This is a genomic window from Fictibacillus norfolkensis (assembly GCF_014836645.1).
GTDB classification, from domain to species: Bacteria; Bacillota; Bacilli; order Bacillales; family Fictibacillaceae; genus Fictibacillus; species Fictibacillus norfolkensis.
In genome coordinates this window covers 23,119-36,457 of record NZ_JACSQM010000013.1, presented here as the reverse complement: position 1 = coordinate 36,457, position 13,339 = coordinate 23,119, and the positions used below count along the sequence as shown (strand labels likewise).

8 protein-coding genes are annotated in these 13,339 nt (G+C 42.9%); all 8 read right to left on the bottom strand.

Annotated features, from left to right (window positions below):
- Positions 1 to 23: 23 nt before the first annotated feature.
- Positions 24 to 332: a 30S ribosomal protein S10 gene (gene rpsJ / locus H9648_RS18960; RefSeq protein WP_053356198.1), complete on the bottom strand. Its 309-nt coding sequence runs from the start codon at positions 330 to 332 to the stop codon at positions 24 to 26.
- A 791-nt stretch (positions 333 to 1,123) separates the two neighbouring features.
- Entirely contained in the window at positions 1,124 to 2,314 is a 1,191-nt protein-coding gene (gene tuf / locus H9648_RS18955) for an elongation factor Tu (RefSeq protein WP_191755317.1), read from the bottom strand.
- A gap of 115 nt (positions 2,315 to 2,429) precedes the next feature.
- Entirely contained in the window at positions 2,430 to 4,508 is a 2,079-nt protein-coding gene (fusA, locus tag H9648_RS18950) for an elongation factor G (RefSeq protein WP_191755316.1), read from the bottom strand.
- Between the two features lie 75 nt (positions 4,509 to 4,583).
- Positions 4,584 to 5,054, bottom strand: a complete 471-nt coding sequence (gene rpsG / locus H9648_RS18945; protein WP_066237973.1) for a 30S ribosomal protein S7 — start codon at positions 5,052 to 5,054, stop codon at positions 4,584 to 4,586.
- 46 nt (positions 5,055 to 5,100) lie between these two features.
- Positions 5,101 to 5,523, bottom strand: coding sequence for a 30S ribosomal protein S12 (gene rpsL / locus H9648_RS18940; RefSeq protein ID WP_191755315.1), 423 nt, complete (start codon positions 5,521 to 5,523; stop codon positions 5,101 to 5,103).
- A 116-nt stretch (positions 5,524 to 5,639) separates the two neighbouring features.
- On the bottom strand, positions 5,640 to 5,888 hold the full coding sequence (locus H9648_RS18935; protein WP_066237983.1) for a 50S ribosomal protein L7ae-like protein: 249 nt from the start codon (positions 5,886 to 5,888) through the stop codon (positions 5,640 to 5,642).
- An 84-nt stretch (positions 5,889 to 5,972) separates the two neighbouring features.
- Complete coding sequence (rpoC, locus tag H9648_RS18930; RefSeq protein ID WP_191755314.1) at positions 5,973 to 9,596, bottom strand: DNA-directed RNA polymerase subunit beta'; 3,624 nt, start codon at positions 9,594 to 9,596, stop codon at positions 5,973 to 5,975.
- A gap of 29 nt (positions 9,597 to 9,625) precedes the next feature.
- Complete coding sequence (gene rpoB / locus H9648_RS18925; RefSeq protein ID WP_191755313.1) at positions 9,626 to 13,168, bottom strand: DNA-directed RNA polymerase subunit beta; 3,543 nt, start codon at positions 13,166 to 13,168, stop codon at positions 9,626 to 9,628.
- Positions 13,169 to 13,339: the final 171 nt, after the last annotated feature.

Here is a 13,339-nt window from a genome sequence, read left to right as displayed (position 1 = left end):
AATATTTATAAGCAAACGTGAAATTATAATTTAATTTCGATGTCTACACCAGACGGTAGATCCAAACGCATTAACGAATCAACTGTTTGTGGTGTTGGCTCGATAATATCGATCAAGCGCTTATGAGTACGCATTTCGAACTGCTCACGAGAGTCCTTGTACTTATGAACCGCACGAAGGATCGTGTAGATCGCTTTCTCAGTAGGTAGTGGGATAGGACCTGATACCTTTGCTCCTGAACGCTTAGCAGTTTCAACGATTTTTTCAGCTGATTGATCAAGAATTCTGTGATCATACGCCTTTAAACGGATACGAATCTTTTGCTTTGCCATTTTTTTCCCTCCTTTATTCGCCTATTTTGATAAACAGACATTGCTCCGCGGAAATTCAACCTGATATCACCAGCCATGGCAAAGGGGCCTAGTGTGTCAGCAACCTTCCGGATCATCGCAGTGAATGACCAACATTACTTATTATAGAGAAAAGCAACGCCCAATGCAAGTGTTATTTGCATTTATTTATTGCTAATCGCACTTTTTCTATTATAGAGACTTTATCAGCAGATTTCAACTTTCTTTTTCATCTTTTACATATTTGAATGTGTTTCTTCTATATATATAGAAGAGACGCGAATGGTGGCGGTGAATTTAAATTGTTTCAGCTCCAGCAGCGGCGAGCTTGAAGTTGATTCTACAACTTTCGAATTTATGGTGTGAACTCGCGGAATTTTGCTCGAATTACATTTGGATATAACGATCTGTGTAGCTGTTTCCTACTTAACAGAGCTATATCTATTTACCTTAATTGCTTTTAAAACAATTTTATATGTTTTATAAATACTGATTTCTATAAGAATGTTCCTTTAATCTTGCCTCTTTTGACAGTTGATTGGAGTGGAAGTGCGAGACTCCTGCGGGACAGGCGGGCAGATGAGACACTTAAATGTGAAACGTTCGAATGTGTCTCGCCGCCTGCCCCGCGGAAAGCGAGCACTGGAACGGAAATTAACCACTTCCAAAAGCAACAAAGCATAAGAAAAACAGCCTTGATTGAAACGAATTCTAATATAAACAAAAAAACACCCTCCAAAAGGAGAGTGCTTTTTTATAAAAGAGTAATGTGATTACTCAGTGATTGTTGCAACTACGCCTGCACCAACTGTACGTCCACCTTCACGAATAGAGAACTTAGTTCCTTCTTCGATAGCGATTGGAGCGATTAGTTCTACAGTCATCTCAACGTTATCTCCAGGCATAACCATTTCTACGCCTTCAGGAAGTTGGATGATACCAGTTACGTCAGTTGTACGGAAGTAGAACTGAGGACGGTAGTTAGAGAAGAATGGAGTGTGACGCCCACCCTCTTCTTTTGAAAGAACATAAACTTCTGATTTGAACTTAGTGTGAGCTTTAACAGTACCTGGCTTAGCAAGAACTTGTCCACGCTCAACATCTTCACGAGAAACCCCACGAAGAAGTGCACCAATGTTGTCACCAGCTTCAGCATAATCAAGAAGCTTACGGAACATTTCAACACCAGTTACAGTTGTTGATTTTGGCTCTTCAGTAAGACCTAGGATCTCGATTACGTCACCGACTTTAACTTGTCCACGCTCAACACGTCCAGTAGCAACTGTTCCACGACCAGTGATTGAGAATACATCCTCAACTGGCATCATGAAAGGCTTATCAACGTCACGTGGAGGAGTTGGGATATAAGAATCAACAGCATCCATTAGTTCCAAGATTTTAGCTTCCCACTCAGCATCTCCTTCAAGAGCTTTAAGAGCAGAACCTTTGATTACAGGAATGTCATCTCCAGGGAAATCGTAATCAGAAAGAAGGTCACGAACTTCCATTTCAACTAGTTCAAGTAATTCTTCGTCGTCTACCATGTCACACTTGTTCATGAATACAACAAGGTAAGGTACACCTACTTGACGAGAAAGAAGGATGTGCTCACGAGTTTGTGGCATTGGGCCGTCAGCAGCAGATACTACTAGGATCCCACCATCCATTTGTGCTGCACCAGTGATCATGTTCTTAACATAGTCAGCATGTCCTGGGCAGTCAACGTGTGCATAGTGACGAGAATCAGTTTCATACTCAACGTGTGCAGTTGAGATAGTGATTCCACGCTCGCGCTCTTCTGGAGCACCGTCGATTTGGTCATAAGCCATTGCTACACCTTTACCGTTTTTCTTTGCAAGAACAGTAGAGATAGCAGCTGTTAAAGTTGTTTTACCATGGTCAACGTGACCGATAGTACCAATGTTAGCATGCGTTTTGGAACGATCAAATTTCTCTTTAGCCATGAGAAAGATTCCTCCTTAAATATGGTTACATATAGTAGATTTTTTATTTAAAACAGACAGTTTGTACTGCCCATTTTAGATTACATGAAAATGTTGTTTCTTACAACTGAAGAGATTAAGCTCCAGTTGACTTTTTGATGATTTCTTCAGAGATTGACTTAGGTACTTCTTCGTAGTGATCAAAGTGCATTGAGTAAGTACCGCGGCCTTGTGTACGAGAACGCAAGCTAGTTGCATATCCGAACATCTCAGCAAGTGGAACCATCGCTTTAACGATTTGTGCGTTACCACGAGCTTCCATACCTTCAACACGTCCACGACGAGAAGTTACGTCACCCATGATATCACCCATGTATTCTTCTGGAACCGTTACTTCTACTTTCATGATCGGTTCTAGAATTGCAGGGTCACATTTAGCTTTTGCGTTCTTAAGTGCCATTGAACCGGCAATCTTAAACGCCATCTCGTTGGAGTCAACATCATGGTAAGAACCATCAACAATACGAGCTTTAAGGTCAAGTAATGGGAAACCAGCAAGCATACCGTTTTTCATTGATTCTTCAATACCAGCTTGAACAGCAGGGATATATTCACGAGGAACTGCCCCACCAACGATTTTGTTTTCAAATACAAATCCAGATCCTTCTTCACCTGGCTCGAATTCAACCCATACGTGACCATATTGTCCACGACCACCAGACTGACGAACGAATTTACCTTCAACTTTAGCAGCTTGGCGAATTGTTTCACGGTAAGCAACCTGAGGAGCACCCACGTTAGCTTCTACCTTGAATTCACGGCGCATACGGTCAACTAGGATGTCAAGGTGAAGCTCACCCATACCTGCGATGATCGTTTGTCCAGTTTCTTCGTTTGTTTCAGTACGGAATGTTGGATCTTCTTCAGCTAGCTTAGCAAGCGCCATACCCATCTTGTCTTGGTCTGCTTTAGACTTCGGCTCGATAGATAGTGAGATAACTGGCTCTGGGAATACCATGGATTCTAAGATAACAAGGTTCTTTTCATCACAAAGTGTATCACCAGTTGTAGTGTCTTTAAGACCTACAGCAGCTGCGATATCTCCAGCGTATACGATAGAGATCTCTTCACGGGAGTTTGCATGCATTTGAAGGATACGTCCAACACGTTCACGCTTTCCTTTAGTAGAGTTCTGTACGTATGATCCAGAGTTAAGTGTACCTGAGTACACACGGAAGAATGTTAACTTACCAACATAAGGGTCAGTCATAACTTTAAATGCAAGCGCAGAGAATGGTGCTTCGTCGCTTGATTCACGAGTTACTTCATCTTCTGAGTCTGGAAGAATACCTTTAATAGCTGGTACATCAACCGGCGATGGAAGGTAATCAAGAACTGCATCAAGCATAAGCTGAACACCTTTGTTCTTAAATGCCGAACCACACATTACTGGGTAGAACTCAACGTTACAAGTTCCTTGACGGATACCTGCTTTAAGCTCTTCCTTCGTAATTTCTTCGCCTTCTAAGTACTTCATCATCATTTCTTCGTCTAGCTCAGCTACCGCTTCAATTAACTTGTTACGGTATTCTTCAGCCAACGGCATGTGCTCTTCAGGAATTTCACGAACTTCGATATCAGTACCAAGGTCGTTTCCGTAGAATACAGCGTTCATTTCAACTAAGTCGATGATTGCTTCGAATTGGTCTTCCGCACCGATCGGTAATTGGATCGGGTGAGCGTTAGCACCTAGGCGGTCATGAATCGTTTTAACGGAGTATAAGAAATCCGCACCGATCTTGTCCATTTTGTTTACGAATACTACACGAGGTACCCCGTAAGTAGTCGCTTGACGCCAAACTGTTTCTGTTTGTGGTTCAACACCTGATTGAGCATCAAGTAATGCAACCGCTCCGTCTAATACACGTAATGAACGTTCTACTTCAACTGTAAAGTCTACGTGTCCTGGTGTATCAATGATGTTGACACGGTGACCTTTCCATTGAGCAGTAGTAGCAGCGGAAGTAATCGTGATTCCACGCTCTTGTTCCTGCTCCATCCAGTCCATTTGTGAAGCTCCTTCATGAGTTTCACCAATTTTATGGATACGGCCAGTATAGTAAAGAACACGTTCAGTAGTCGTTGTTTTACCAGCATCGATGTGAGCCATGATACCGATATTACGAGTATTTTTTAAGGAGAATTCTCTAGCCATGAATTTCTCTCCTTCCCTTTTTAAAAGGAATTTTTATAGTGTTTTAGAGACAGTCCGAGAACTGTCTCTATGATTTTACCAGCGGTAGTGAGCAAACGCTTTGTTTGCTTCTGCCATTTTGTGCATATCTTCGCGCTTCTTAACTGAAGCACCAGTGTTATTAGCAGCATCCATGATCTCATACGCAAGACGTTCTTCCATTGTCTTTTCTCCGCGTAGACGAGAGTAGTTCGTTAGGTAACGAAGTCCTAGTGTTGTACGACGCTCTGGGCGAACTTCAACTGGTACTTGGTAGTTAGCTCCACCAACACGGCGAGCACGAACTTCAAGAACTGGCATGATATTTTTAAGAGCTTGTTCAAACACTTCCATAGGATCTTGGTTCGTACGTTCTTTAATAAGATCGAACGCATTGTACAAGATTGTTTGAGCTACCCCTCTCTTACCGTCAATCATAATTTTATTGATTAGACGAGTTACAAGCTTAGACTTGTAAATTGGATCAGGTAACACATCACGACGAGCAACAGGTCCTTTACGTGGCATGTGGTCCCCTCCTTTCTGATAGTTGTTTAGTTTATTTTAAAAAATATTACTTCTTAGCTTCCTTTGGACGCTTCGTTCCGTACTTAGAACGACCTTGCATACGGTTAGTAACACCAGCCGTATCAAGAGCACCACGAACGATGTGGTAACGTACCCCCGGTAAATCTTTTACACGTCCTCCACGGATAAGAACAACACTGTGCTCTTGAAGGTTGTGGCCAATACCAGGAATGTAAGCTGTAACTTCGATTCCGTTAGTTAGACGAACACGCGCATACTTACGAAGCGCCGAGTTCGGCTTCTTAGGAGTCATAGTACCAACACGTGTACAAACTCCACGCTTTTGCGGAGATGAAACGTTAGTTTGGGACTTTTTGAAGCTGTTGTAACCTTTGTTTAACGCAGGAGAGTCAGATTTCTTTGATTTAGAAACACGACCTTTGCGAACTAATTGGTTAATTGTAGGCATTTTGTATTTCCTCCTCTCTTTTTTCGTAATACCACCGACCCAGGTGGTTCATTTTAGGACAAAAGAAAGTTTTTGCGAGAGGAGCGATATTGATGCCCATCGCAAAAACATGAATTTTATCCTTTTATCGCAACAGTTGCGGCCCCGACATCTATACCGCATGCTTTTCCAAGCTTTTTCATGGAATCAACCTTTACGATCGGTACGTGCTTCTCTTCGGCAATCTGCAATACTTTGCTCGTTACTCGAAAATCGGCGTCTTCCGCAACGACCAGCTCTTTGACTTCGCCGTTCTGTAAAGCTTTGATTGTTTGCTTAGTACCTACGATAATTTCAGAAGCCTGTGTCACTTTTTCATAAGACATACGAATATCCTCCAAAGTAACAAATCTTAGGAGCACATCCGTAATCATATCACCGATGCGCTCCCGATGTCAACATTTCATTTATTAATCTTGAGAAACAAGTTCTGTAGGCAATTCAGCCTCTTCATTGTTCTCATCTTCAACTACTGGTGAGTTGATTCCGATGTTTCTGTAACGGTTCATACCCGTTCCAGCCGGGATCAGCTTACCAATAATAACATTTTCCTTAAGTCCGAGCAATTCGTCACGCTTACCTTTGATGGCAGCATCTGTAAGAACTCGCGTTGTCTCTTGGAATGATGCAGCAGATAAGAATGATTCTGTCTCAAGAGATGCTTTTGTAATACCAAGAAGCACTGGACGACCTGTAGCAGGAGTTCCACCTTCAAGAAGTACACTACGGTTAACATCCGTAAAGGCATGAATATCCATAAGAGCTCCTGGAAGTACTTGAGAATCACCAGAATCGATGATGCGCACTTTACGAAGCATTTGGCGAACCATTACTTCAACGTGCTTATCTCCGATTTCTACCCCTTGCATACGGTAAACTTTCTGAACCTCACGCAATAGGTATTCTTGTACGCCTTCTGCACCACGTACTTTAATTAATTCTTTAGGATCGATCGAACCTTCCGTCAATACTTGACCGGCAGTTACCTTATCGCCTTCGACCGCTTTAATACGTGCTCCGAAAGGAATCGTGTAAGATCTAGATTCAATTTCACCTTGAACGACTACTTCACGTTTATCCTTATTGTCATTCACGCCAACAACCGTACCTTCAAGCTCAGAGATAACCGCTTGACCTTTCGGGTTACGCGCTTCAAACAATTCTTGGATACGCGGAAGACCTTGTGTGATATCGTCCCCTGCTACTCCACCTGTATGGAAGGTACGCATTGTAAGCTGTGTACCTGGCTCACCGATGGATTGAGCAGCGATAATTCCAACAGCTTCCCCAACTTCAACATCAGAGCCTGTTGCAAGGTTTCGTCCGTAACATTTCTTACAAACGCCGTGACGTGTGTCACATGTAAATACAGAACGGATCGTTACTGCTTTCACGCCTACTTCTTCGATATGAGCGGCCATGTCTTCAGTGATCAGCTGATTAACGTCTAAAAGAAGTTCTTTTGTTTCAGGATGATATACCTTTTTATAAGCAGTACGTCCAATCAAACGCTCATGAAGAGGCTCGATAATTTCGTTGCCTTCTTTAATAGCTGCAACCTCTAAGCCACGGTCCGTTCCACAGTCATCTTGACGTACGATAACATCTTGAGCAACGTCAACCAAACGACGAGTAAGGTAACCTGAGTCAGCTGTTTTAAGGGCTGTATCGGCAAGACCTTTACGCGCTCCGTGAGTAGAGATAAAGTACTCGAGTACTGTTAAGCCTTCACGGAAACTTGATTTGATTGGAAGCTCGATGATTTTACCAGCCGGGTTGGCCATCAGACCACGCATACCAGCTAGCTGCGTAAAGTTAGATGCGTTACCACGGGCACCGGAGTCACTCATCATGAAGATTGGGTTTCGCTTATCAAGTGTACCCATCAATTTATTTTGGATTTCGTCTTTCGCCAAACTCCAAACATTGATTACACGCTCATAGCGCTCTTCTTCCGTGATCAAACCACGTCTGAATTGCTTAGTAACGTTTACTACTTTTTCTTCGGCTACAGCAAGGATCTCTTGCTTTTCAGGTAATACTACGATATCGGATACACCGATCGTAATACCAGCGCGCGTAGAATATTTAAATCCTAAGTCCTTCATGCGGTCAAGCATCTTAGACGTTTCAGTAATCTTAAAGCGTTTGAATACTTCCGCGATAATCTTACCTAAGATACCTTTCTTGAATGGAACAATTTCCTCATGCTTCTGGATTTCCTCTTTTACATTAGCAGCCGGATCTAAGAAGTACTTTTCAGGTGTTTCCACTTGAAGGTTCGTTGTAGTCGGTTCGTTAATGTAAGGGAATGACGGCGGCAGGATCTCGTTGAATAACAACTTACCTACTGTCGTCATAAGAAGCTTAGATTGCTGTTCATCCGTGAACGTTTCTTTATTTAAGCTGGATACAGGTACTGCAATACGAGAATGCAAGTGCACGAATCCATTTTCATAAGCGATGATCGCCTCGTTGATGTCTTTAAATACAGACCCTTCACCAATAGCTCCTTCACGTTCAAGAGTCAGGTAATAGTTACCTAAAACCATATCCTGTGATGGTGTTACTACCGGCTTACCATCTTTCGGGTTCAAGATGTTCTGGGCAGCTAGCATTAAGATACGAGCCTCTGCTTGTGCTTCAGCAGATAGAGGAACGTGGACCGCCATTTGGTCACCGTCAAAGTCAGCGTTGTAAGCTGTACATACGAGCGGGTGAAGACGGATTGCACGGCCTTCTACAAGCGTTGGTTCGAATGCTTGGATACCAAGTCTGTGAAGTGTAGGTGCACGGTTTAGTAGAACTGGGTGTTCACGAATAACTTCTTCTAAAACATCCCAAACTTCTGGCTGAACGCGCTCTACTTTGCGTTTTGCACTCTTGATGTTGTGTGCAAGACCTTTTGATACTAGCTCTTTCATAACGAATGGTTTGAAGAGCTCAAGTGCCATCTCTTTAGGAAGACCACATTGGTACATCTTTAAGTTCGGACCTACTACGATAACCGAACGTCCAGAGTAGTCAACACGTTTACCTAGCAAGTTTTGACGGAAACGACCTTGTTTCCCTTTCAGCATGTGTGAAAGTGATTTTAACGGACGATTTCCTGGTCCAGTAACCGGACGGCCACGACGACCATTATCGATTAATGCATCAACTGCTTCTTGAAGCATACGTTTTTCATTTTGAACGATAATGTTTGGAGCACCTAAGTCTAATAGACGCTTCAGACGGTTATTACGGTTGATAACACGACGGTAAAGGTCGTTAAGGTCAGATGTGGCAAAACGTCCACCATCAAGCTGAACCATCGGACGCAATTCCGGTGGAATAACCGGAAGTACTTCTAGAATCATCCAATCGGCATGGTTGCCTGAGTGACGGAATGCTTCTAGTACTTCTAAACGCTTAATCGCACGAGTACGGCGTTGGCCTTGTGCTGTTTTAAGCTCTTCTTTCAACATCTCAACTTCTTTTTCAGCATCGATGTCTTCTAAAAGACGTTTGATCGCTTCTGCACCCATTTGTGCAGTGAAACCTTTTCCATACTTTTCACGGTATGTGCGGTATTCCTTCTCTGAAAGCAGTTGTTTCTTCTCAAGAGGAGTATCTCCTGTATCAGTAACAACGTATGAAGCAAAGTAGATTACTTCTTCTAATGCTCTTGGAGACATATCCAAAACAAGACCCATACGGCTTGGGATACCTTTGAAGTACCAAATGTGAGATACAGGAGCAGCAAGCTCGATGTGACCCATACGGTCACGTCGAACTTTAGCTCTTGTTACTTCAACACCACAACGGTCACAAACCACGCCTTTATAACGGACGCGCTTATACTTTCCGCAATGACATTCCCAGTCTTTTGTAGGACCGAAAATTCTTTCACAGAACAAGCCGTCTTTTTCGGGCTTAAGTGTACGGTAGTTGATTGTTTCAGGTTTTTTTACTTCCCCTCTTGACCACGACCGGATTTTGTCCGGTGAAGCAAGACCAATTTTCATATATTCAAAATTATTTACGTCTATCAAGGAGCGTACCTCCCTTTTGATATCCTGTTTTAGTCATTCGAAGTGTAAGACTCAAGATTTAGATTTAGTTTCTCGCTTGCCTGATCGTCTTCATCATCAAGCTCTCTCATTTCAATTTCCTTGTCATCTCCAGAACAGATCTTAACGTCCATTCCAAGAGATTGAAGTTCTTTGATCAATACTTTAAATGATTCTGGAACACCTGGTTCAGGAACGTTTTCGCCTTTAACGATGGCTTCATACGTTTTCACACGGCCGACAACATCATCGGATTTAACCGTAAGAATTTCCTGTAGTGTGTATGCCGCGCCATATGCTTCAAGCGCCCATACTTCCATCTCACCGAAACGCTGACCTCCAAATTGAGCTTTACCGCCAAGAGGCTGCTGTGTAACAAGTGAGTAAGGTCCAGTTGAACGAGCATGTAGCTTGTCATCAACCATGTGAGCCAGTTTGATCATATACATAACCCCAACTGATACACGGTTATCAAACGCAGCACCTGTACGTCCATCATAAAGTACTGTTTTACCATCGCGAGCCATTCCAGCTTCTTCGATCGTAGACCAAACATCTTCCTCACGTGCTCCATCGAATACCGGTGTAGCAACATGAATGCCTAGCTGACGAGCAGCCATTCCAAGGTGAAGCTCCAATACCTGACCGATGTTCATACGGGAAGGTACCCCTAACGGGTTTAACATGATGTCAACTGGTGTTCCATCTGGAAGATAAGGCATATCTTCTTCAGGCATAATTTTAGAAATTACACCTTTGTTTCCGTGACGGCCGGCCATCTTATCTCCTTCATGAATCTTACGTTTTTGCACGATGTATGCACGAACGAGCTGATTCACACCCGGAGGTAGTTCATCGCCATCTTCACGGTTAAACACTTTAACGTCAAGGATGATTCCATCTCCACCGTGAGGTACACGCAATGATGTATCGCGGACTTCACGAGCTTTTTCACCGAAAATCGCATGTAATAGACGTTCTTCAGCTGTTAATTCAGTTACACCTTTAGGCGTTACTTTACCAACTAAGATATCTCCATCTTTAACTTCTGCACCAACACGAATGATTCCGCGTTCGTCCAGGTTGCGTAATGCATCTTCTCCGACGTTTGGAATATCACGAGTGATTTCTTCCGGTCCAAGTTTTGTATCACGCGCTTCTGACTCATATTCTTCAATATGGATCGAAGTATAAACGTCATCTTTAACGAGACGCTCACTCATGATAACAGCATCCTCGTAGTTGTAACCTTCCCAAGTCATGAAGGCAACAAGTACGTTACGACCTAAAGCAAGTTCACCGACTTCCATTGAAGGGCCATCCGCTAAGATTTCCCCTTTCGTCACGCGGTTACCTGTGCTTACGATCGGACGCTGGTTATAACACGTTCCTTGGTTGGAACGAATAAACTTAAGCATATTGTAAGTGTCAAGGTCGCCTGAAACTTCCTTGCCATCTACTTCTTTAATGCGGCGTACTTGAACTTGTTTCGCTGTAACGCGCTCAACAATTCCTTCGTGCTTACAGATAACTGCAGCTCCAGAGTCTTTTGCTGAAACGTGCTCCATTCCTGTACCAACGATTGGTGATTCAGGAACAAGTAAAGGTACAGCCTGACGTTGCATGTTCGCTCCCATTAGAGCACGGTTGGAGTCATCATTTTCTAAGAACGGAATACATGCTGTCGCAGCGGATACTACCTGTTTCGGCGATACATCCATATAATCGATGCGTTCGCGTTTAACAACAGTGTTATCACCCCGGAAACGTGCGATTACGTCTTCGTTCATGAACTCTCCGTTATCACCTAAGATAGAGTTCGCCTGTGCAACTACGTATAAATCTTCTTCATCAGCAGTCAAGTAATCAATACGGCTCGTTACACGACCTGTTTCAGGATCAACCCGACGGTATGGTGTTTCGATAAATCCATATTGGTTCACTTTTGCATAAGAAGAAAGTGAGTTGATCAAACCGATGTTCGGACCCTCTGGCGTCTCAATCGGACACATACGACCGTAGTGAGAGTAGTGAACGTCACGAACTTCAAAGCCTGCACGCTCACGTGTAAGACCACCTGGCCCTAGTGCAGATAGACGACGTTTGTGCGTCAATTCTGCTAGCGGGTTCGTTTGATCCATGAACTGTGAAAGCTGAGAGCTTCCGAAGAACTCTTTAATAGATGCAATAACAGGACGAATATTGATCAACGCTTGTGGTGTGATCGCATTTGTGTCTTGGATCGACATACGCTCACGCACAACACGTTCCATTCTGGAAAGTCCGATTCTGAATTGGTTTTGAAGAAGCTCACCAACTGAACGCAGACGACGGTTTCCAAGATGGTCAATATCATCTGTTGTACCTACTTGATGCAATAAGTTGAAGAAGTAGTTGATAGAAGCAATAATGTCAGAAACCGTGATGTTTTTAATTTCTTTATCAACAAGTCCGTTTCCAATAACATTAATGATTCTTTCACCCTCTTGATCATCAGGCGCATAGACTTTGATAGATTGAAGTGCGATATCTTGATCTTCAGCCACTCCTCCTGCTGGTGTTACGGTTTTAAAGCCTACACCATTCTCAAGAGCAGGGATAATCTTATCTAGCGTTCTACGGTCAAGAAGCGTACCTTCTTCAGCGATCACTTCACCAGTTTCAGCATCAACAAGTGTTTCAGCTAGTTTCTGGTTAAAGAGACGATTCTTTATATGAAGCTTTTTATTGATTTTGTAGCGTCCAACGTTTGCTAAGTCATAGCGTTTAGGGTCAAAGAACCTAGAATCTAATAAACTTTTTGCATTATCTACTGTTGGAGGCTCTCCCGGACGAAGACGCTCATAGATTTCTAGAAGGGCTTTTTCCGTTCCTTCTGTATTATCCTTATCTAGCGTGTTGCGTAGATACTCGTCTTCTCCAAGCAAATCAATGATTTCTTGATCAGACCCAAACCCTAAAGCACGAAGCAATACGGTAATAGGGATTTTTCTTGTGCGGTCAATACGCACATAAACTACGTCCTTAGCATCTGTTTCGAACTCCAGCCAAGCACCGCGGTTTGGAATGACAGTAGCGGTAAAACCTTTTTTACCGTTTTTGTCGATTTTCTCACTATAGTAAACACTTGGTGAACGAACGAGCTGTGATACAATTACACGCTCTGCCCCGTTGATCACAAAGGTTCCCGTATCTGTCATTAACGGGAAATCTCCCATAAATACTTCCTGCTCTTTTACTTCGCCCGTCTCTTTATTGATCAGACGCACTTTCACACGAAGCGGAGCAGCGTAAGTAACATCGCGCTCTTTTGATTCATCTACAGGATACTTCGGCTCACCTAAGTTATAATCAATAAACTCTAAAACGAGGTTCCCTGTAAAATCCTCAATCGGCGAAATGTCTCGGAACATTTCACGTAACCCCTCATCAAGAAACCATTGATAGGAAGCGGTTTGAATTTCAATTAAGTTTGGTAATTCAAGCACTTCGCTAATCCTTGCATAACTTCTTCGTTGGCGGTGGCGTCCAAACTGAACTAGTTGACCTGTCAACTGCTTCACCCCTCAAATCCAGCGTTTTTTTCGTGTATCATATTTCTTTCTAACATTCTATTAAGAAGGTTAGAAAACAAAAAGAAAAAGGGTTTCATATTTTTAAAACCGCAGTTTTCCTATTTTGATAAAAGCTATTATATAATTTTGTCCAACTTTTTCGCATTCTAT

Excerpts from the sequence above, each read along its gene's own strand:
- fusA (WP_191755316.1), bottom strand. The coding sequence starts at position 4,508 with ATGGCTAGAGAATTCTCCTTAAAAAATACTCGTAATATCGGTATCATG.
- rpsG (WP_066237973.1), bottom strand. The coding sequence starts at position 5,054 with ATGCCACGTAAAGGACCTGTTGCTCGTCGTGATGTGTTACCTGATCCA.
- rpsL (WP_191755315.1), bottom strand. The coding sequence starts at position 5,523 with ATGCCTACAATTAACCAATTAGTTCGCAAAGGTCGTGTTTCTAAATCA.
- rpsJ (WP_053356198.1), bottom strand. The coding sequence starts at position 332 with ATGGCAAAGCAAAAGATTCGTATCCGTTTAAAGGCGTATGATCACAGA.
- H9648_RS18935 (WP_066237983.1), bottom strand. The coding sequence starts at position 5,888 with ATGTCTTATGAAAAAGTGACACAGGCTTCTGAAATTATCGTAGGTACT.
- tuf (WP_191755317.1), bottom strand. The coding sequence starts at position 2,314 with ATGGCTAAAGAGAAATTTGATCGTTCCAAAACGCATGCTAACATTGGT.